This is a genomic window from Salinimicrobium flavum, from assembly GCF_042684505.1.
In the GTDB taxonomy this organism is placed as follows: domain Bacteria; phylum Bacteroidota; class Bacteroidia; order Flavobacteriales; family Flavobacteriaceae; genus Salinimicrobium; species Salinimicrobium flavum.
Window position 1 is genome coordinate 41,268 of record NZ_JBHULT010000006.1, and the last position, 20,532, is coordinate 61,799.

A 20,532-nucleotide genomic window follows, 5' to 3' on the forward strand; every position below is an offset into this window, starting at 1 on the left:
TTTGCAACCTTACCAAAACCAACACAATGAGCAACTTAAAATCGGCAAAATCCGCATTAATTTCTGTTTTTGACAAAGAGGGCCTTGCGCCGGTCGTCAAAAAGATGGATGAACTGGGAATTACGATCTATTCAACAGGAGGAACTGAGAAATTCATAAAAGACCTTGGCATTAATGTGGTGCCCGTTGAAGATGTTACCTCATACCCTTCCATTCTTGGAGGCAGGGTGAAGACTCTTCATCCAAAGGTTTTTGGAGGGATCCTCAACCGCTCAGAAAATGAACAGGACCGGGCTGAGCTCGAACAATATGAGATCCCGCAGATTGATATTGTAATTGTTGACCTTTACCCTTTTGAAAAGACAGTAGCCTCTGGTGCTCCTGATGAGGAAATTATTGAAAAAATAGATATTGGTGGTATTTCCCTTATCAGGGCTGCAGCCAAGAATTTCAGGGATGTACTTTGTGTTTCTTCAGTTGAGGATTATTCAGAAGTTTTGGACCTGCTTAAACAAGGAAATGGGGCTACTACCCTTGCCGACCGCAAGAGGTTTGCGGCCAAGGCTTTTAATGTCTCTTCTCATTATGACACGGCCATCTTCAATTATTTTAATGAAGAGGAAACGGTATTCAAACAGAGTTTTACCACCGGCCAGGAATTGCGTTACGGGGAAAACCCGCATCAAAAAGGTTATTTCTTCGGAAATTTTGAAGCCATGTTTGATAAGCTTCATGGAAAGGAATTATCCTATAACAACCTGCTCGATGTAGATGCCGCAGTAAACCTGATGAACGAATTCAGGAATGAAGCGCCCACCTTTGCCATCCTGAAACACAATAATGCCTGCGGACTTTCCCAGAGGGAAACCATTCTTGAGGCCTACAATGATGCTTTGGCCGGAGACCCGGTTTCAGCTTTTGGTGGAATTTTGATCAGTAATTCAGAAATAGACAAACCAACAGCAGAAGAGATCCATAAATTGTTCTGTGAGGTGGTCATTGCCCCGGCTTATACCGAAGAAGCTTTGGAGCTCCTGATGGGTAAAAAGAACAGGGTATTATTGGTGCAAAAAGAATCTGCCCTGCCCAATAAACTGGTGCGCACCTGCTTGAACGGAATTTTGGTTCAGGACAAGGATTTTAAAACAGACACAAAAGAGGATTTAACCTTTGCGACCAACAATAAACCCTCTGAGAAGGAGTTAAGTGATTTGTTGTTTGCATCTAAAATTTGCAAGCACACCAAATCAAACACCATTGTCCTGGTAAAAGACCATCAATTACTTGCAAGCGGCACTGGGCAAACTTCAAGAGTAGATGCCCTACGACAAAGTATTGACAAGGCCAGATCCTTTGATTTTGACCTTAAAGGTGCGGCCATGGCCAGTGATGCTTTTTTCCCTTTTCCAGATTGTGTGGAGATCGCAGATAATGCAGGAATTACTACGGTAATTCAACCAGGTGGCTCGATCAAGGACCAGCTGAGCATTGATTATTGTAACGAGCATAATCTTGCCATGGTGATGACAGGTACAAGGCATTTTAAACATTAATTTTATTACATTTACCGAACCTCAATTTTAATTGACTTAACATGGGATTTTTCGATTTTCTCACTGAAGAAATAGCTATAGATTTAGGAACTGCAAACACGCTCATCATACATAATGACAAAGTAGTTGTTGATAGCCCTTCCATTGTTGCGAGACACCGTACAACGGGAAAGATCATCGCAGTAGGGAAGGAAGCAGCCATGATGCAGGGAAAGACCCATGAGAACATAAAGACCATTCGCCCTCTTAAAGACGGGGTTATCGCAGATTTTGATGCGAGTGAAAAAATGCTCACCATGTTCATCAAAGAGATTCCTGCACTTAAAAAGAAAATGTTCACTCCTGCTCTTCGTATGGTGATCTGCATACCTTCGGGGATTACAGAAGTGGAGATGCGGGCTGTAAAAGAGAGTGCAGAAAGGGTGAACGGTAAGGAAGTTTACCTAATCCATGAACCAATGGCCGCGGCTATTGGTATCGGCGTCGATATCATGCAACCAAAAGGTAACATGATCGTAGATATAGGTGGTGGTACTACAGAGATCGCGGTGATCGCTCTTGGAGGGATCGTTTGTGACAAATCTGTGAAAATTGCGGGGGACGTATTCACCAATGATATAGTTTATTACATGCGTACGCAGCACAACCTCTATGTAGGGGAACGCACTGCGGAAAAAATTAAAATACAGATAGGTGCGGCCACCGAAGATCTGGAGGTGCCGCCGGAAGAGATGAACGTACAGGGAAGGGATCTTTTGACCGGGAAACCAAAACAGGTCAATATCTCATACCGTGAGATCGCGAAAGCTCTTGACAAATCAATCCTTAGGATAGAAGATGCGGTGATGGAAACCCTTTCCCAAACTCCACCTGAATTGGCTGCCGACATATACAATACAGGGATTTACCTGGCCGGTGGTGGTTCAATGCTGAGAGGACTTGACAAAAGATTGTCTCAAAAGACAGATCTGCCTGTATACATTGCAGAAGATCCTTTGCGGGCTGTAGTAAGAGGAACGGGAATTTGCCTCAAGACTCTTCATCGTTACAAGAGTATCTTGATAAAGTAGGAGGAGTAACTTATGCAGCAAATAATTAATTTTCTTATTCGGAATAAGAACAATATTCTATTCCTGTTGCTGCTCTGTGTTTCCCTGTTCCTAACCATTCAGTCCCATTCTTATCAAAAAAGTAAATTCATTAGTTCAGCCAATTTCTTGAGCGGCGGCATCTACAGCTGGACCAGTAATATAAACACCTATTTCAACCTGGAACAGTATAATCTACGTTTGCTGGAAGAGAACCAGCGGCTGCGAACCCGTTTAGCTACTTTTGAAGATACTCTTGAAATAAAGGATTATACAGATTCAATTGGTAGCGGAAATTACATTTTCAGAGCTTCAGAAGTTATCAATAACAATTACGCAAAGGTTGATAATTACCTTACCATCAAAAGCGGCTCCAGGGATGGAATAGAAAGAGATATGGGGGTTATAACCAGCAAGGGAATAGTAGGGATCGTAGAGAATGTATCTCCTAATTATTCAACTGTTATCTCTATTCTGAATTCCAATTCCAAAATCAATGCGCAGTTGAAGAAATCCAACCATTTTGGGACTCTTGTGTGGAATGGGGAAGATCCTAATATGGTACAGCTCACAGATGTCCCTGCCATTGCAAAGGTATCTGAAGGGGATACGATCATCACCGGAGGCCGCTCCTTAATCTTCCCTAAAGGAATTGACATTGGAAGGGTTTCCCATTTTGAACTGGATCCCAGTGAGAGCTACTACACCATTAATATTTCCCTCTTCAATGATATGACCAATATTGGATATGTGTATATTATTGAAAATACCCAACAAGGAGAGATAAGGGAACTGCAAAATCTTACCAGGGATGAATAATGAAGTGATCTCAAATACCTTCAGGTTCATATTCCTGCTTTTACTGCAGGTTCTGCTCCTAAACAATATTAATTTTATGGGGTATATCAATCCTTACCTCTACATTTTATTTATAATCCTGTACCCTTTTAATTCAAATCAGACTCTCTTTTTATTCCTCAGCTTTCTTTTGGGGCTGGGGGTCGATATTTTTGAAGACAGCGGGGGGATCAATGCGGCAGCCTGTTTGGTGGCAGCATACATAAGGCCCGTGCTCTTAAGGTTCTCTTTTGGGGTAAGCTATGATTATCAAACGATAAAATTTTCAAGCACTCCTCCGGGATCCAGGATAAGTTATGTGACCATCCTGGTGCTGGTGCATCACTTTATTTTATTTTTGCTTGAATTTTTCAATTTTGAACATTTGTTGTTACTTCTCAAAAAAACTTTTTTTTCAGGTTTGTTCACAATAATTCTGGTGTTTCTTACGCTGGCATTATTTAACAGAAGATCGAAATGAGAAGGATATTACTGTACATAATAATTATTATCTCGGGGCTCATTTTTGTCGCACGCTTATTCTACCTGCAAATTCTGGATGATTCTTTTACCGGACTGTCAGAAAACAATGCGATCAAGGTGGTTTATGATTATCCGCAGCGAGGATTCATTTTTGATCGTAACGGAGATCTGATGGTATCCAACCAGCCTTCTTATGACGTTATGGTCATTCCACGAAATGTTAAGCCGTTTGACACTACCGAGTTTTGCAAAATACTTAGCCTTACCCCAGATCAGCTCGTAAATCGCCTGGACAAGGCAAAAATCTATTCTCCCCGCCTTCCCTCGGTAGTGGTACCTCAACTTACAAAAAGTGAGTATGCCTACCTGCAGGAAAAAATGAGGAAATATGAGGGTTTTTATATTCAAAAACGCTCCCTCAGAGATTATTACACCGAACACGGTGCCAGTTTGTTGGGTTTTATTTCTGAAGTAAATCAACGCAAGGTTAAAGAAGATCCTTATTACCTTTCCGGAGACCTTATAGGCAATACCGGCATCGAAGGATTTTACGAGGAAGAATTGCGTGGAGTTAAGGGGGTGAAATACATTCAAAAAGACCGTTTCAACAGGGATATAGGACCTTATAAAGGGGGTGTCTTTGATACTCTTCCTAGAAAAGGAAAAGACCTTACCATCACCATCGATGCAGAGTTGCAGGCTTACGGAGAAATCCTTATGAAGAACAAAAGGGGTGGTATTGTGGCCATTGAACCGGCTACAGGAGAGATCCTGGCATTGGTGACTGCACCTTTTTATGATCCTGCAGAACTGGTAGGAAGAAAAAGGTCAGCGAATTACACTGAATTATACTACGACTCTATAGCCAACCCGTTATATAACCGAAGCCTTTTGGCCGAATATCCTCCGGGATCGCCTTTTAAGACCATCAATGCCCTCATTGCCCTGCAGGAAGGGGTCGTTGACACAGAAGACCGGTTTTCCTGTCAGTTAGGTTACTTCTACGGGCGTGGGCGGAAAATGGGGTGTCACGCTCACCCAAGTCCGTTAAACATGATTCCTGGGATAGCGCAATCCTGTAACGCCTATTTCGCAAATGTTTACCGCAGAGTGATCGAAAAATATCCTACTCCTCAAAAAGGCGTGGATGCATGGGCCAATCATTTGGCCAGTTTTGGCCTGGGAAATTATTTAGGGTCTGATCTTTCCACCGGCAGACCGGGTAAGATTCCCACTTCAGAATATTATAACAAGATTTATAAGTATCCAACCTATAAGTGGTTCTCAACGGCTACACTTTCCAATGCTATTGGCCAGGGAGAGGTTTTAATGACCCCTATCCAGCTGGCTAATATGACAGCAGCCATAGCCAACAAAGGCTGGTTCTACACCCCTCACATTCTTAAGGAAATTGACGGGATGCCTATAAAAGACGAAGAATTCACCGTAAAGAAGCAAACCACCATCGACGCAAGGCATTTTGACCCTGTAATAGAAGGCATGCATCAGGTTTATAAAAGCGGTACGGCTTCGGCATTGAGGATCCCCGGGATTGAAATAGCGGGAAAAACAGGTACTGCAGAGAACTTCACGAAGATAGACGGGAAGCGGGTACAGTTGACCGACCATTCCATATTTATAGCCTTTGCCCCTGTTGAAAATCCAAAGATCGCTATGGCCGTTTTTGTGGAGAATGGATACTGGGGAGGAAGGTATGCAGGGAGAATAGCCGGTCTTATGATAGAAAAATATCTGAAAGGCGAGATCACCAGAACAGATATGGAAGACTGGATCATGAGCCACAGTCTGGAAGACGAATATGCCAAACCGCTAAGCGGAGAACCTTTTAAAATTAACCAATAGGAATGTCCAAAACCATTTCCCAATTTGATTGGCTAAGTATCCTTATCTATTTTTTATTGGTTATGATTGGCTGGGTAAATATATATTCAGCTTCTCTGGACGATACTGCCACCTCCTTCTTTGATCTGGACCAGATCTACGGGAAACAGATGCTATGGATCATGTTGAGCGTTTTTCTTATAGTCATTCTGCTTTCCATTGAAGCAAAATTCTATGAACGTTTTTCCAGTGTGATTTACCTCTTTGCCCTTATAAGTATCCTGGGCCTGTTTTTCTTCGGAAAGACCATCAACGGGGCCACCTCCTGGTATGCAATTGGGGGGTTCACCATTCAGCCTGCTGAATTTGCCAAAGTTGCCACAGCACTGGCGCTGGCCAAATTTGTGAGCGATATTCAAACCAATATTAAAAAATTGAGCGATCAGTTTAAGGCTTTTGTGATCATCGCCCTTCCAGCCCTTATTATTTTACCCCAGCCCGATGCCGGAAGCGCCATGGTCTATGCTGCCTTTTTCTTTCCGCTTTACAGGGAAGGCCTCTCCGGGGTTTATTTAATAGCCGGAACTCTGGGTATCCTTGTCTTTGTGCTTACGCTTGTATTTGGTCCATACTGGGTTTCAGGTGGTGCATTACTGGTGGTACTTCTCTTCTATTTCTTCAGGAAGAAGAAAAGACCTGGAATTATAGCATATCTGAGCATACTCCTGGTGGCCGTTGCCATTTCCTTTTCTGTGGACTATATCTTTGAGAACATTTTTGAACAGCGTCACCGTGACCGGTTCAATATTGTTTTGGGAAAAGAGGTTGACAACCGGGGTATTGGGTATAATACCAACCAAAGTGAGATAGCCGTAGGCAGTGGAAACTGGTTTGGAAAAGGCTGGACAGAAGGGACCCAGACCAAAGGAAATTTTGTTCCAGAGCAACATACAGATTACATCTTCAGTACGGTGGGTGAAGAATGGGGCTTTGTGGGAAGCACCGTAGTGCTCTTGCTTTTCATTTTTTTGATGCTGCGCATAGTTCACCTTGCCGAACGGCAGAAATCCCAGTTTAACCGGGTGTATGGTTATAGTGTTGCAGGGATCCTTTTTGTACATTTCTTTGTGAACATCGGGATGGTAATAGGGATTTTTCCCACGGTGGGAATTCCGTTGCCCTTCTTCAGCTATGGAGGTTCAGGTCTTTGGGGATTCACTATCCTGCTCTTCATATTCATCAAACTGGATGCTGAAAGACTTTCTCTCTGGTAGCGTGATATCTTAATTATATCTTTGGACAGCGCATAAAAAACCTTCCGGTTAAACAGAAGGTTTTTATTGGTTAAGTAAGGATTATTTTTTCAATGCAACCCCGCTCTTTTTAATATTGTTCATTTTCATATCTTCAAGGACATTTACTGCTTCCTCCATGTAAACATCACTGCTGAGGTTTTCATGCCATCTCATCCTCTTCTCAGCCAGCACGGTGTCTGTTTCGAATAACTCTTCTTCATAAGGAAGAGAAAGATAAGAAAGGTTTGATTCGTATTCTGAGATCTTGTTGAATCTCTTTGCCTGCTCCTCATTCCTGGACATTTCAGCCTCATATTCAACATAGCTTAACGGGAAAGAAGTGTCATTCCTTTGATCCCTTATCCATTCTGCATTTTCCTGGATGAGCTTCAAATGGTCATTTTGAGCCATTCTTTCCTTGCTACTGGAAAGAGTTTCTTCAAAATCTATATAACCATCCCAAACGGTATAACTGGCTGCTTCTATCTGATCCCATGGAAGTGGGTTCTCCTGATCTTTTTCTCCTATATCAATATAACTATATCTGTCCGGCACCACCACATCACTTTTCACTCCTTCCAATTGGGTAGAACCTCCATTCACACGGTAAAACTTCTGCGTGGTGATCTTAAGAGCTCCAAGGTCTCCAAGATCGTTATTTCTTACCCACCGGTTAAGGTCAAGTACATTCTGTACGGTCCCTTTTCCATAGGTTTGTTTACTACCAATAATAATAGCTCGTTTATAATCCTGCATTGCTGCTGCCAGTATTTCTGAAGCCGAAGCTGAAAGTTCATTTACCAGGATCACTAAAGGCCCGTCCCATAACACAGAAGGATCTGTATCCTTTAATATTTCCTGTCCCTCCAGTTTGGATTTTACCTGAACTATTGGCCCTTCTTTTATGAACAGTCCTGCAATATCAACCACTGTTTTTAAAGATCCACCACCGTTATTTCTAAGGTCGATCACCAGGCCTTCCATCCCTTGTTCTTTTAATCTAACGATTTCATTTTTAACATCTGAAGCGGCATTTCTTTCAGAATAATTTTCCATGTCGAAATAGAACTTGGGAAGGTTTATCACACCGTAGGTTCTGTCATTTTTATTTACCACGGCAGTTTTGGCGTAGGTTTCCTCAATCTCAACTACATCACGAACGATCTGGACATCCTTCAGGGTGCCGTCAACTTTTCTGAGGGTGAGGGTAACTTTCGTTCCTTTTGGCCCTTTAATAAGGCTTACTGCATCATCAAGACGCATTCCAACTACGCTTACTGCCTCTTTCTCATCTTCCTGCTTCACTTTCAGGATCTCGTCACCAACTTCTACTTCTTCACCTCTCCATGCAGGACCTCCCGAGATGATCTCCACGATCTTTACGTTATCGTTCTTTTTCTGAAGCCTTGCTCCTATACCTTCGAGCTTTCCGCTCATAGCCATATCAAAGCGATCTTTGTCCTGGGGAGCGAAATAAAAAGTATGGGGATCGAATTCTTCTACTATGGCATTCACATAAAGTGAGAACCAGTCCCTTCTTTCCAGGTCGTCATTGAAATCGAAATATTCTTCCATAGATGACTTAGTTAGTTCCCTGGCCTCTTCTTCAAGTTCGGCATCGGTCTTAATTTCGTGATCTGGATCATTCTCGAGAGCTAATTTTTGTTCTTTCTTCTTGTCGTAGAAATTTGCAATCGCAGAAAATTTAAGCTGTTTTCTCCATCGCTCCTTCATTTCTTCTTTTGACGAAGCATATGGATGCTCGTCGTAATTGGTATCAAAAGTTTCCTTTTTGGAGAAATCAAAAGGCTGAGAAAGGATCTCCTTATACAAATCCTGTGCTTCGGTCATTCTCTGGACCATTCGCTCATGGGTGATATCAAAAAAGCTGATGTCGCTGTTTTTGATCTGGTCATCTAACTTATCTTCATATTGAGAGAATTCTTCAATATCACTGGCATAAAAATATCTTTTCAAAGGATCTATCCCTTCCAGGTAATCTTTATAAACTTCTTTGGAAAAAGAGTCATTCAGGTCTTTGGCATCATAATGCCCGTTTTCAAGAACGTATGTTATCAATTCAATTAAGGTCTTATCCTTATTTGGATCATCGAATGTTTTAGTGGTAAAGCTGCATGAGGCTGCAGCAAAGAGCAAGACCAGCACCAGTAATTTATAATTCCTTCTCATTATGCTTTGTATTTTCATCATTTGTATTAAAATACATTAAAAACTATGCCAAGTTGTAACAGGGAAGAGCTAATTTGTTAAACTACGAATATAACGCTTTCCTCAGGAAATTACTTTATTTTAGCGTCCATAAAATTTTCACAAATGTCTCAGGAAAAACCTCTTATTTTAGTTACAAATGATGACGGGATCACCGCTCCCGGAATAAGAGCCCTTATAGAAGTAATGAAACAGTTAGGAGATGTGATCGTTGTGGCTCCCGACAGTCCGCAGAGCGGAATGGGACATGCCATCACCATAAGTGACACCCTTTTCTGCGACCAGATCACCGTCAAGGAAACTTATAAACATAAAGAATACAGCTGCTCAGGGACCCCTGCAGATTGTGTAAAGATCGCCACCCAGGAGATCCTGCACCGCAAACCAGATCTTTGTGTTAGCGGTATCAACCACGGCTCTAACTCCTCCATCAATGTGATCTACTCAGGTACCATGAGTGCTGCAGTAGAGGCAGGAATAGAAGGAATTCCGGCAATAGGATTTTCCCTGCTGGATTATTCTCTTAATGCCGATTTTGAACCCACGAAAAAATACGTAAAAAGGATCACTAAAAATGTTTTAAAACATGGATTGCCTAAAGGCGTGGTGCTGAACGTAAACCTTCCGAAGTTAAAAGAATCGGAGATCAAAGGGATCAGGATATGCAGACAAGCCAATGCCCGCTGGGAGGAGGAATTTGACAAAAGAACCAATCCGCAGGGCAGGGACTACTACTGGCTTTCGGGTAGATTTGTGAATGAAGATGAAGGGGAAGACAGCGACGAACATGCACTTTCCCAGGGATATGTGTCTGTGGTTCCTGTTCAGTTCGATCTTACGGCACACCAGTTCCTGCAGGAATTAAATACCTGGGAGTTCAATGATTAAAAAAGAGGTACTCTTAGGATTTATTACGGGGATAGGCACAAATTTGATTGGTATGCTCTTTTACATCCTGATCTTTTCTGAACTTTCCATAAGGGATACCCTGGTAGAGTCTGCAGAAAAAGATTTTTTGGGCACGCTGATCACAGCCGGAGCCATTCTAAATTTCCTGCCGTTCTTTATATTTCTGAAAAAGGAAAAAACATACAGGGCACGGGGAGTTTTACTGGCTTCCATACTGGCAGCCCTTGTAATTGCCATTTTAAAGATCCTGTAATATGAAATATTACATTATAGCCGGAGAAGCTTCAGGCGATCTTCACGCCTCCAATCTTATGAGATCGCTCAAGGAGATTGATCCCAATTCCTCTTTCAGGTTCTGGGGTGGTGATCTCATGCAAAAGGTGGGGGGAAAACCCGTTAAACATTACCGGGACCTGGCTTTTATGGGATTCTTTGAGGTAATCATGAACCTTAGAACCATACTGAGTAATATTTCCTTTTGTAAAGAAGATATCAAAAAATATGAACCAGATGTGATCATCTTTGTTGATTATCCCGGCTTCAACCTGCGTATTGCCAAATGGGCCCGAAAAGAGGGTTACAAGACCCATTTTTATGTTTCTCCCCAAATCTGGGCCTGGAAGGAGAACAGGATCAAGGATATTAGAAGGGATATTGATGAACTCTATGTGATCCTGCCGTTTGAAAAGGAGTTCTACGAAAAAAAGCACGACTATAAGGTGCATTTTGTGGGCCACCCATTGATCGATGCCATTGCAAACCGGCCAACGGTAGATGTCAGAAAATTCAAAAAAGATCACAACCTTGATGAACGACCGGTAATCGCCCTGTTGCCGGGTAGCCGAAAACAGGAGATCGAAAAAATGCTGGAGATCATGCTTAGCGTCACCGATGATTTCCCCGATTATCAGTTCGTGATCGCAGGAGCACCCAGCCAGGAGCCTGAATTTTACCAGCCCTTTATCAAAAAGAAGAACGTGAATTTGGTGATGAACAAGACCTATGATGTCCTGGGAATTTCTACAGCCGCACTGGTTACTTCAGGAACAGCTACGCTGGAAACCGCTCTTTTTAAAGTACCGGAAGTTGTATGCTATAAAGGCAATTTCATCTCCTATGAAATTGCGAAAAGGGTGATCAAGCTGGACCATATTTCCCTTGTAAACCTCATCATGGATCGTGAAGTGGTAAAAGAACTTATCCAGTCTGAATTTAACCGAAAGAACCTGAAAAAAGAACTGGAAAAAATACTTTCTGAAGAACACAGAAAAAAGGTGTTTTCAGATTATCACGAACTGGAGCAAAAACTGGGTGGAACCGGCGCCAGTGATAATACGGCCCGGTTGATCTATGAAAAAATATCTGCTGAGAAATAAATGCGCCCCTATAAACTTGTCATATTAGTTCTTCTAGGTGTTTCACTGGCTTCCTGTGGAGCTAAAAAGAACCTTCCGCAGGCACCGCAGTATCCCACTAATGAAATCGAGGAACGGAACTCTGAAAACCTGGAAGAAATTATCCCGGCGGAAGAAGAAATTGCTCCGGTCACAAAGATCGCAGAACACGCCATGGAATACCTGGGCACCGGTTATAAATACGGGGGAACTACTCGCGAAGGCATGGACTGCTCAGGACTGGTCTTTACTGCATTTTTAAAGGAAAATATTAACCTGCCCCGCACTTCCCGCGACATGTCTTTGCTTGGTGACAGGTTGAACCTGGAAGAAGTTATCGTTGGTGACCTTATCTTTTTCGAAACCAACAAAAAACGGCCTGTCATCAATCATGTGGGACTGGTGGTGGAGATCAAAGATGGCGGGATCTACTTCATACATTCTTCCACCTCTCGCGGAGTCATCATTTCTTCTCTTGAAGAAAAATACTGGCAGGATCATTTTGTAATGGCCCGCCGCATTTTATAATTTATTATCTTGGTGTTACCACCTTGATAATGAAACTACTAAATACCCTTTTAATAAAGTTTACCCTGGTCCTGCTTTTAGGGATCATCGCGGGATTCTATCTTGATCTTTCGGTCACCAAAGCTTTCATTCTTCTGGGGATAAGCTTATTAATTTTTAGCTTAAGTTTCCTCAGAGCGCGAAAACTCATTTTTGGTGACCCGGTTTTGGGCATAAGCACTTACCTCCTTTTCCTTATAATAGGTTTCACCACCACTACCATACATTTACCCCAAAATCAAGCTTCCCATTACATCCATTTTATTGCTTCTGAAAGCTCTTATGAGGAAAGCCAGCAACTGCGGCTGGAAGTGAGGGAGATCCTCAAACCAGATCTTTTCAGGGAGAAATATGTGGCCGAAGTAAGTCAGGTGAATGGTATCCCTGCCCACGGAAAGATCCTTTTATTGCAACCAAAAGACAGTACCGGAAAAAAAATTAAGGTTGGTGATGAATTACTACTGTCGTCAAACACCACCGCAATTCCCTCTCCCCTTAACCCGCATCAGTTCAATTATGCCCGATTTATGGAAAATCGTGGAATCTTAAGACAGGTTAATCTGGAAGCCGGGAACCATATTATGATCTCCGGAAAAAGATCAGGTATCCCGGCAATGGCAGAATTGTGGCGGAACAGGATCGTAGAAAATTTGAGAACAAACAGGATAGGCCATGAGGAACTTGCGATCGTACAGGCACTGTTACTTGGCCAGAAACAGGATATCTCAGCCGAAACCTACAATAACTATGCTTCGGCCGGTGCGATCCATATCCTGGCCGTATCGGGGCTGCACGTAGGAATACTGCTGCTCATCCTCAACAGGGTGCTCTCTCCGCTACTACGATTCAAAAAAGGGAAGATCCTTCGAACTTTCCTGGTAATACTACTCCTGTGGGGTTTCGCGATCCTGGCAGGATTATCACCTTCAGTCATTCGGGCAGTAACTATGTTCAGCTTTCTGGCTATAGGAATAGAAATGAAAAGACGCAGCAGCAGCGTAAATTCACTGTTCCTTTCCCTGTTATTTCTGATACTTATAAGACCGCAATGGATCTTTGAGGTGGGTTTCCAGTTAAGTTATGCTGCGGTACTGGCCATTCTTTTGCTTCAGCCTCTGCTCTACAATCTGTTCCCGACAAAAGGGAAATTTCAGAAATATTTTTGGGGCCTTCTCACAACCACCATTGCAGCCCAGGTAGGGGTTTTACCACTGGGCCTGTTCTATTTTCACCAATTTCCGGGACTGTTCTTTCTTTCCAACCTGGTGATCCTTCCTGTTCTGGGGTTCATTTTGAGCCTTGGTATCCTGGTAACGATACTGGCCTTACTTGGACAACTTCCCGCGTTTTTGGGTGAGGCCTTCGGCCACACCATTGCCTTACTTAATAAGTTCGTAGCAATGGTTGCAGGTCAGGAACGGTTCCTGTTTGAAGATGTTCCTTTCGGTATATCACAGGTGTGGTCATTTTATTTTTTGATCCTGACCTTGATTTTCTTCGGATATTCTCCCGGTTTTAAAAAAATGATCTTTGTACTGGCAGGAGTGATCGGGGTGCAGAGCGTTTTTCTCTTCAAAACGGTAACAGCTTCCGAGGAAAGCCTGCTAGTTTTCCATAAACACAGAAGCACTGTTCTGGCTTTACTAAAAAATGAAAAACTACTGGTGTACAATAATAACGATACAAACGTGGCTTCCTTACGACTTGTAAGGAACTATAAAGTGGGGCAGGCAGCAGAAGAGATAAGCTCAAAAGACCTTCAAAATTTCTATGCCGTGAACGATAAGCTGCTCTTCCTCCTCGATAGTACGGGAATATATTCAGGAGAAATGAAAAGACCTGATTATTTACTTCTTACGGGCTCCCCAAGGATAAATCTTGAGAGAATGATCGAAGAACTGCAACCTCAAATTGTTCTGGCAGATGGAAATAATTTTCGATCCTTCATATACCGCTGGAAACGCACCTGTATTAAAAAAGGAATCCCTTTTCATCATACGGGTGAAAAGGGAGCTTTTTATATAGAATGATCTTAGGTGTTATTCTATAAATTCGTTCTTGAAATTTTTAGAATATTCCTGAAAGGCTTCGGGGGTAGTGATTTCTTTATAATCTTCCTCCAAAAATAATTTAAGGAACAACTCGAGTTGGTGAGGGCTGCGATACCCGGCAATGGGACCAATTAGATTAGCTTCTTCATCAAAGAAAACCAGACTTGGATATCCGGTGATCTTCATTGCCCTGGCAAAATCATGTTGACTATTGCGACCCTTCCTGTTTGGATCATGGTTTGGATTTTCAAAGCTTCGGTCCTTATAGGTGATCTTTTCTGTACCCTCTGCATTGAATTTTACCGGATAATAGTTCTCATTAAGGAAACTGGCTACATCCTTATTGGAAAAAGTGTTCCTGTCAAGCAATTTACAAGGCCCGCACCACTCTGTATAGGCATCCATAAAGATCTTACGGGGTTCCTTTTTTTGAGCCTCAAGAGCTTCATTCATCGTCATCCACTTGATTTCCTGAGCATTTATACTCCCGGAAAAAACCGCCACCAATAACAAGAAAATAATTCTGTGCATATTTTTTCTTTTCCTTTCCTTTTTCCAACAACCGTTCCGAAATTAAAAAATGCGCCCTCCAAAGAAGGGCGCAACTAATTTTAAAGATACGAAAATTTTATTTTATTCCATGCATCAATCTCTTTAGTAAAGGGTTGAGGAGAGCCACTAATACCCCTGCGCCAACTGGTATAAAAGTAAAAATCAGGAAGAAAGTGGAAAGATCATATTTCTCGGTGATCTCTGTGATCATTCCTCCAAAGGAACCTGCAAGTTTGTTACCAATTGCAATGGCCAAATACCACATCCCGAACATGAAAGCGATCATTCGCGCCGGCACCAGCTTACTCACATAAGAAAGTCCAAGTGGCGACAGGCACAATTCTCCCAGTGTGTGGAAAAGATAAGCCAGGATCAACCAGATCATGCTCACTTTCGCCCCTTCGGCCAGGCCGCTTGAGCCAAACGCCAGCAATCCAAATCCGAAACCAAGCAGGATAAGGCCAAAGCTGTATTTCCATGCTGCGGAAGGATTGTATTTACTTTCCCACCATTTGGAAAAGAATGAAGCGAATACGATAATAAAGAACGAATTAAGTATACTGAACCAGGAAACGGTGATCTCGGTAACATCGGCTGAAAATTCCCTGTAAAGCATCCAAAGGACAATTCCCCAAACCCCGGAAAAACAAATGGCCAAAACCATATTTGAGCCCGGGATCTGTTTAAAGGTCTTTTTCCAAAGCAGGTATAAAACCCAGGTGATGATCATTAAAGGGACCACGGTGAGCAAGGCATTGACCGTATTGAAAACAGTTGCGCCAGTACCTATAAGTTCCCTGTCCACCGAGTCACGGGCAAAAACGATCAAAGAAGAAGCTCCCTGTTCAAAAGACATCCAGAAGAAGACGGTGAAAAAGGCAAAAATAACTACCGCTATCAGACGATCCCTTACTACTTTGGCATATCTCCGCAATCTGGAAATCACCAGGATCAGGAACAAAACCAAACCTACTATTGCCATCCCCAAGGGCCCTGAAAACGGCTCTCCCTGGAAGTCGAAAGGCATAACAACAGGCAAAAGGTTAAGATCGGCAATTCTTGACAGTGGGTCATTTATAAGATACAGAAACCCAATGGTAGAAGCTGCTACCACCAAAATTTTATCCATCAAAGTGAATGGATTGTGCTTGTGGTCTTTTACTCCTTTTCTTTCCTCTTCTTCAATTTCATGAGCCTCTTTGGCTTTATCGGGCACTCCGCCAATCTTTCCGAAGAGTGGTTTCGCCAGCCAGAACTGCAAAGTTCCTAAAAGCATGAAAATTCCCGCCAAACCAAAGCCCCAGCTCCAGCCTATTTTTTCGGCCAGGTAACCGCAGAGCATCATTCCGAAGAAAGCTCCGGCATTTACCCCCATATAAAAAATGGTGTACGCACCATCTTTTTTATCGGGTTTACCCTCATACATTTCAGAAATAATAGAGGTGATGCTTGGTTTAAAGAACCCAGTACCAATTACCAGAAGTCCAAGTCCGAAGTAAAGGGAAAATTCGGTTTCTACGGCCATGAAAGCGTGTCCCAGGGTCATAATAATAGAACCAATAATAACAGCCCATCTGTAACCGGTAAGTTTATCGGCTACAAGACCTCCAAGAATCGGAGTGAGATATAGCAGACCCGCGTATGTTCCAAAAAGAGCCCCTGCGTTTTCCATTGACCATCCCCAGCCGGGATTATCCACCCCAACGATGGCCATGGTTAAAAAGTTGACCAAAAGCACTCTCATTCCGTAGAATGAAAAGCGCTCCCACATTTCTGTGAAAAAGAGAACAAAGAGGCCGGCAGGGTGGCCTAAAACTTTGGATTTGAAAAAGTCATTCTCTGCCGTAGGAACCGTAGCTGCCATTATTTTTTCCTTTTAAGCTCCTCTCTTTCAATGATATCTTCATCACCTAATTCAAAATTCTCCTGCTGCGGAAGTTCTCTTTCCTCATCTTCCACTCCGTGAGTAAGACGTTTAAGGGGTTTCAGCATTAACAATACCAGAGTAGCAAAGGCTACGGTGAAAATGGTTATACCCATGAATATAGATTGATCTCCGGCTTCCGAAGATAATTCTCCCACGATCCCGGCAACTTTATTGCCAAGACCGGTCGCTGCAAAATAAACACCCATCATAAGAGAAGCGTATTTAACCGGTGCCAGTTTGGTGATGAATGAAAGTGCCACAGGTGAAGAACTCAGCTCCCCAATAGTGTGGAAGAGATAGGCCAATACTAACCAGTACATGGCTGAAGCTCCGTTTGTTTCAAACTGCATAGAAGCGAACACCATGAAAACGAATCCCAGTCCCATGATAATTACCCCTATAGCCATTTTAAAGATAGAAGAAGCTTCTTTGCTTTTCAGTTTTCTTTTGGCCCAGAAGTTTGCTACTATCACCCCAAAGATGATAATGAAAAGTGCATTTAAAGACTGAAACCAGGAAGCAGGCACTTCATTACCTATTAACGGCAGGCTAAAAGGCAAAGACCTGTTGGTTTTCTCAAGTGCATAAATATTCATTAATCCCCCGGCCTGTTCAAAAGCACCCCAGAATACGATCACCAGAATAAATGATAAAAGCATAACCACATACCTGTCTTTCATGACCTGGGTAGTAAGATCTTTATATACCATCAACATCATTGCGGTAACAAGGGTGAGGAAAATGAACAGGAACCCGTACGCTAAATCCTGCATAACAATCCAGTATAACGAAAATGCCATTAAAATCCCTGTAATAGTCAACTGCAGAGGAGATTTGAAAAGTTCTTTGAACATTCCCCCAAAAGAAGCTCCTTCATCACGTTCAGCTTTAGACAGTAGGTTTCCTACATTGGCAAGGTATTTTTGTCCCCATAGATAAACCAGAAGTCCAAAGGCCATGGCAATACCTGCAAGCCCAAAGCCCCAGTGCCATCCAATGTTCTCACCTACATAACCTACGATCAAACTGGAAAGGAAAGCTCCAAGGTTGATCCCGATATAAAATATAGTAAACCCTTTATCTCTCCTGATATCACCCTCTTTATAAAGGCCTCCTACCATGGTAGATATATTCGGCTTCAAAAGGCCAACCCCGGCGATGATCAATCCAAGACCGGTGTAGAATGCCCACATCTCCTCTACTGCCAGGATCCCGTGCCCGGCTACCAGGACAATACCCCCAATAAGGACTGCTTTCTTTTGTCCAAACACCTTATCTGCAAGGATACCCCCCGGAATGGAGGCTACGTAAACCAGCATGGTATACCAACCGTACAATGCAAGTGCTTCGGCATTAGTCCAACCCAGACCTGCGTTACCACCTGTAGTGGCACTTACAAGGTAAAGTACAAGGATGGCGCGCATTCCATAATATGAAAAGCGCTCCCACATTTCAGTGAAAAATAATACGTATAATCCTACCGGATGTCCAAATAGTTCTTTGTTTTTTGGAGCTACTGCCGCGTTTGCCATTACAGGGTTGATTTTGTGTTAGAATTAATTTTCAAAGTTTCTTCAATAAAATTGGTCATAAGTGTATATAGATGAAGACGGGTATTGCCTCCATAGATGCCGTGATTCTTATCTGGATAAATCGCCCAGTCAAACTGCTTATTTGCCTGCACAAGGGCTTCTATCATTCTCATGGTGTTTTGTACGTGCACATTATCGTCACCGGTACCATGTACCAGCAGATAATCCCCTTTCAGTTTTTCAACATGATTGATGGGAGAATTCTCATCATAGCCTGAGGGATTCTCCTGCGGAGTAGTCATATAACGTTCGGTATAAACCGTATCATAGAACCTCCAGCTGGTCACAGGGGCAACGGCAATAGCCATTGAAAAAGTATCATTACCCTGCAATAACGCATTAGATGACATGAAGCCTCCATAACTCCAGCCCCATATTCCGATGTTCTCTTCATCGATGTATTCTTTCTCTCCCAGCTTTCTTGCTACGGAAATTATATCCTCAACCTCAAATTTCCCAAGTTCCTTTTGGGTCACCTTTTTGAAATCTGCACCTTTGAATCCGGTACCGCGAGGATCAACTGCCACAATGATATAACCTTTACTTGCCAGAAGTTGATACCAGTAATCGTTGGTCCCGTTAAAGGTGTTGGATACGGTCTGCGATCCGGGTCCGGAATACTGCGTCATGAAAAGGGGATATTCAAGAGATGGATCGAAATGAGATGGTTTGATCATCCACATGTTAAGTTCTGCCCCATTCACTTCAATGGTGGAAAATTCTTTAGGTGAAAAACCATAATCGGCAATCTTTGCCAGCAGCTTTTTATTGTCTTTGATCTCCCTAACCAGCTTACCATTTTTGGCCAGGTGTAAGCTAAACTCATACGGAGTTTCAGCATTAGTATGGGTATTGATAAAATATGTGTAGTCTGCACTAAAATCAGCGCTGTTTTGTCCGGTTTTTTCTGTCAGCTGCTTCTTGTTCTTACCATTAATGCCAATTGAAAAAATATCGCGGTTGATACTTCCGTTTTCGGTACTTTGAAAAAATATTCTTTTTGATGAAGGATCGAATCCGTAGTAATTGGTCACCTCCCACAGTCCTTTAGTCACCTGGTTCAACAACTTCCCATTCTCATTGTAGTGGTAAATATGGTTCCAGCCGTCCTTTTCACTGGTCCAGAGAAAACTGTTATCATTTAAGAAAGTCAGGTTGTCTGTGATATCAACATAAGCAGCATCTGTCTCATTCAAAACTACCTCTGCGGAAAGATCATGGGTATCAATAAAAAGAAGGTCCAGTACATTTTGGTGACGGTTCAATACCTGTGCACTCAAAACAGCAGGATCATTGGTCCACTCAATACGAGGAATGTAGAAGTCATTATATTTCTCAAGATTTACTTCGGAAGTACTTTTTCCTGCCACATCATAAACCTGAAGTGTCACTTCAGAATTCCTCTCTCCTGCTTTTGGATATTTAAAAGTAGTTTTCGTCGGGTAGAGGTCCTGCCCGTATACGTCCATAGAAAATTCAGGAACTTCGGTCTCATCAAATCTTAAAAAAGCGATCTTATCGCCGGTCTTATTCCATTCATAGGCCTGCACAAAAGAGAATTCTTCTTCATATACCCAGTCTGCAATACCATTGATTATGCTATTGATCTCCCCGTCTGTAGTCACGGGAACAACTTCTTCTGAAGAAAGATCTTTTATATAAATATTATTTTCCTTTACAAAAGCCACTTTTGAACCGTCCGGGGACAAAGTCGGCTCCTGAATTTGGTCATCGCTTATCTTCTGAAGGGTTTTATCGGCCACGTCGTACACGTAAAAAATTCCGCGGAAAGAATGCCTGTAAATTGGCTCCCCTTCAGTCACAAGAATGATCTTACTTTCATCCTCATTGAATTCAAAGGCTCTGAAAGATTGAATTTCGTTAAGATCCGCACTGTTCAACAGTGTTCTTGTTTTCTCTCCGGTTTTATAAGAAAAAACTTCAATGGAAGAGGTCCCGGCTTTCCTGTCAAAATCCAGCACCACGTATTCCTGTCCGTTCTTAAGGGATTGCAGCGATTCCAGTCGCTCCTGGCTGAAGGTGCCATTCCAGATTTCCTCAAGTGTTATTTTTTTTTCCTGAGAAAACACCCAGGTAGCCGACATTAAGAAGAGGGCTAAAAGCCCGTTTTTCAAGTTCATTGTAGAGAATAAAAAATTTTGCTTGCCAAGTTTAGTAAAAAATCGGCTAAAAAACAGGTTTTTCAGTGTTAA

16 protein-coding genes are annotated in these 20,532 nt (G+C 42.5%); 11 read left to right on the top strand and 5 right to left on the bottom strand.

Annotated features, from left to right (window positions below; all coding sequences use genetic code 11):
* Positions 1-26: 26 nt before the first annotated feature.
* The 6 genes from purH to rodA are packed head-to-tail and all read left to right on the top strand — an operon-like array spanning position 27 to position 7,077.
* The gene (purH, locus tag ACFSTG_RS03445) at positions 27-1,553 is read left to right on the top strand and encodes a bifunctional phosphoribosylaminoimidazolecarboxamide formyltransferase/IMP cyclohydrolase (protein ID WP_380748498.1); all 1,527 of its coding nucleotides are present in this window, start codon (positions 27-29) and stop codon (positions 1,551-1,553) included.
* Positions 1,554-1,594: 41 nt separating this feature from the next.
* Entirely contained in the window at positions 1,595-2,623 is a 1,029-nt protein-coding gene (locus ACFSTG_RS03450; protein ID WP_380748500.1) for a rod shape-determining protein, read from the top strand.
* 12 nt (positions 2,624-2,635) lie between these two features.
* The gene (gene mreC, locus ACFSTG_RS03455; protein WP_380748502.1) at positions 2,636-3,460 is read left to right on the top strand and encodes a rod shape-determining protein MreC; all 825 of its coding nucleotides are present in this window, start codon (positions 2,636-2,638) and stop codon (positions 3,458-3,460) included.
* Positions 3,453-3,959 carry a rod shape-determining protein MreD gene (locus ACFSTG_RS03460; RefSeq protein WP_380748504.1) on the top strand — a complete coding sequence of 169 codons (507 nt, stop codon included), beginning with the start codon at positions 3,453-3,455 and terminating at the stop codon, positions 3,957-3,959. The genes mreC and ACFSTG_RS03460 overlap by 8 nt, the downstream gene beginning before the upstream one ends.
* Complete coding sequence (gene mrdA / locus ACFSTG_RS03465) at positions 3,956-5,824, top strand: penicillin-binding protein 2 (protein ID WP_380748506.1); 1,869 nt, start codon at positions 3,956-3,958, stop codon at positions 5,822-5,824. The genes ACFSTG_RS03460 and mrdA overlap by 4 nt, the downstream gene beginning before the upstream one ends.
* A 2-nt stretch (positions 5,825-5,826) precedes the next feature.
* The gene (rodA, locus tag ACFSTG_RS03470; RefSeq protein ID WP_380748508.1) at positions 5,827-7,077 is read left to right on the top strand and encodes a rod shape-determining protein RodA; all 1,251 of its coding nucleotides are present in this window, start codon (positions 5,827-5,829) and stop codon (positions 7,075-7,077) included.
* A gap of 81 nt (positions 7,078-7,158) precedes the next feature.
* Here the strand turns inward: rodA and ACFSTG_RS03475 are convergent, their stop codons facing one another.
* The gene (locus ACFSTG_RS03475; RefSeq protein WP_380748510.1) at positions 7,159-9,288 is read right to left on the bottom strand and encodes a carboxy terminal-processing peptidase; all 2,130 of its coding nucleotides are present in this window, start codon (positions 9,286-9,288) and stop codon (positions 7,159-7,161) included.
* Positions 9,289-9,432: 144 nt separating this feature from the next.
* Between ACFSTG_RS03475 and surE the strand changes: the two genes are divergently transcribed.
* The 5 genes from surE to ACFSTG_RS03500 are packed head-to-tail and all read left to right on the top strand — an operon-like array spanning position 9,433 to position 14,227.
* Positions 9,433-10,215, top strand: coding sequence for a 5'/3'-nucleotidase SurE (surE, locus tag ACFSTG_RS03480; protein ID WP_380748512.1), 783 nt, complete (start codon positions 9,433-9,435; stop codon positions 10,213-10,215).
* Between the two features lie 52 nt (positions 10,216-10,267).
* On the top strand, positions 10,268-10,489 hold the full coding sequence (locus tag ACFSTG_RS03485; protein WP_380748514.1) for a hypothetical protein: 222 nt from the start codon (positions 10,268-10,270) through the stop codon (positions 10,487-10,489).
* A 1-nt stretch (position 10,490) separates the two neighbouring features.
* Entirely contained in the window at positions 10,491-11,612 is a 1,122-nt protein-coding gene (lpxB, locus tag ACFSTG_RS03490; RefSeq protein ID WP_380748516.1) for a lipid-A-disaccharide synthase, read from the top strand.
* Complete coding sequence (locus tag ACFSTG_RS03495) at positions 11,613-12,158, top strand: C40 family peptidase (RefSeq protein ID WP_380748518.1); 546 nt, start codon at positions 11,613-11,615, stop codon at positions 12,156-12,158.
* Positions 12,159-12,187: 29 nt separating this feature from the next.
* Complete coding sequence (locus tag ACFSTG_RS03500) at positions 12,188-14,227, top strand: ComEC/Rec2 family competence protein (protein WP_380748520.1); 2,040 nt, start codon at positions 12,188-12,190, stop codon at positions 14,225-14,227.
* Positions 14,228-14,236: 9 nt separating this feature from the next.
* On the opposite strand, the gene ACFSTG_RS03505 is transcribed toward ACFSTG_RS03500, so the two are convergent.
* From ACFSTG_RS03505 to ACFSTG_RS03520, 4 genes are all read right to left on the bottom strand, one after another.
* The gene (locus ACFSTG_RS03505) at positions 14,237-14,779 is read right to left on the bottom strand and encodes a thioredoxin family protein (RefSeq protein ID WP_380748522.1); all 543 of its coding nucleotides are present in this window, start codon (positions 14,777-14,779) and stop codon (positions 14,237-14,239) included.
* 97 nt (positions 14,780-14,876) lie between these two features.
* On the bottom strand, positions 14,877-16,664 hold the full coding sequence (locus ACFSTG_RS03510) for a peptide MFS transporter (protein ID WP_380748524.1): 1,788 nt from the start codon (positions 16,662-16,664) through the stop codon (positions 14,877-14,879).
* Positions 16,664-18,259 (bottom strand): peptide MFS transporter, encoded by a 1,596-nt coding sequence (locus tag ACFSTG_RS03515; protein WP_380748526.1) that lies wholly within the window; start codon positions 18,257-18,259, stop codon positions 16,664-16,666. The genes ACFSTG_RS03510 and ACFSTG_RS03515 overlap by 1 nt, the downstream gene beginning before the upstream one ends.
* Positions 18,259-20,460, bottom strand: a complete 2,202-nt coding sequence (locus tag ACFSTG_RS03520) for a S9 family peptidase (protein WP_380748528.1) — start codon at positions 20,458-20,460, stop codon at positions 18,259-18,261. Before ACFSTG_RS03520 ends, ACFSTG_RS03515 begins: the two co-directional genes overlap by 1 nt.
* Positions 20,461-20,532 lie beyond the last annotated feature (72 nt).

Bases quoted from the DNA above. Each gene is read 5' to 3' on its own strand.
- mreC (WP_380748502.1), top strand. From the start codon at position 2,636: ATGCAGCAAATAATTAATTTTCTTATTCGGAATAAGAACAATATTCTA.
- lpxB (WP_380748516.1), top strand. From the start codon at position 10,491: ATGAAATATTACATTATAGCCGGAGAAGCTTCAGGCGATCTTCACGCC.
- ACFSTG_RS03460 (WP_380748504.1), top strand. From the start codon at position 3,453: ATGAATAATGAAGTGATCTCAAATACCTTCAGGTTCATATTCCTGCTT.
- mrdA (WP_380748506.1), top strand. From the start codon at position 3,956: ATGAGAAGGATATTACTGTACATAATAATTATTATCTCGGGGCTCATT.
- ACFSTG_RS03450 (WP_380748500.1), top strand. From the start codon at position 1,595: ATGGGATTTTTCGATTTTCTCACTGAAGAAATAGCTATAGATTTAGGA.
- surE (WP_380748512.1), top strand. From the start codon at position 9,433: ATGTCTCAGGAAAAACCTCTTATTTTAGTTACAAATGATGACGGGATC.
- ACFSTG_RS03485 (WP_380748514.1), top strand. From the start codon at position 10,268: ATGCTCTTTTACATCCTGATCTTTTCTGAACTTTCCATAAGGGATACC.
- purH (WP_380748498.1), top strand. From the start codon at position 27: ATGAGCAACTTAAAATCGGCAAAATCCGCATTAATTTCTGTTTTTGAC.
- ACFSTG_RS03520 (WP_380748528.1), bottom strand. From the start codon at position 20,460: ATGAACTTGAAAAACGGGCTTTTAGCCCTCTTCTTAATGTCGGCTACC.
- ACFSTG_RS03475 (WP_380748510.1), bottom strand. From the start codon at position 9,288: ATGAGAAGGAATTATAAATTACTGGTGCTGGTCTTGCTCTTTGCTGCA.
- ACFSTG_RS03515 (WP_380748526.1), bottom strand. From the start codon at position 18,259: ATGGCAAACGCGGCAGTAGCTCCAAAAAACAAAGAACTATTTGGACAT.
- ACFSTG_RS03505 (WP_380748522.1), bottom strand. From the start codon at position 14,779: ATGCACAGAATTATTTTCTTGTTATTGGTGGCGGTTTTTTCCGGGAGT.
- ACFSTG_RS03500 (WP_380748520.1), top strand. From the start codon at position 12,188: ATGAAACTACTAAATACCCTTTTAATAAAGTTTACCCTGGTCCTGCTT.
- rodA (WP_380748508.1), top strand. From the start codon at position 5,827: ATGTCCAAAACCATTTCCCAATTTGATTGGCTAAGTATCCTTATCTAT.
- ACFSTG_RS03510 (WP_380748524.1), bottom strand. From the start codon at position 16,664: ATGGCAGCTACGGTTCCTACGGCAGAGAATGACTTTTTCAAATCCAAA.
- ACFSTG_RS03495 (WP_380748518.1), top strand. From the start codon at position 11,613: ATGCGCCCCTATAAACTTGTCATATTAGTTCTTCTAGGTGTTTCACTG.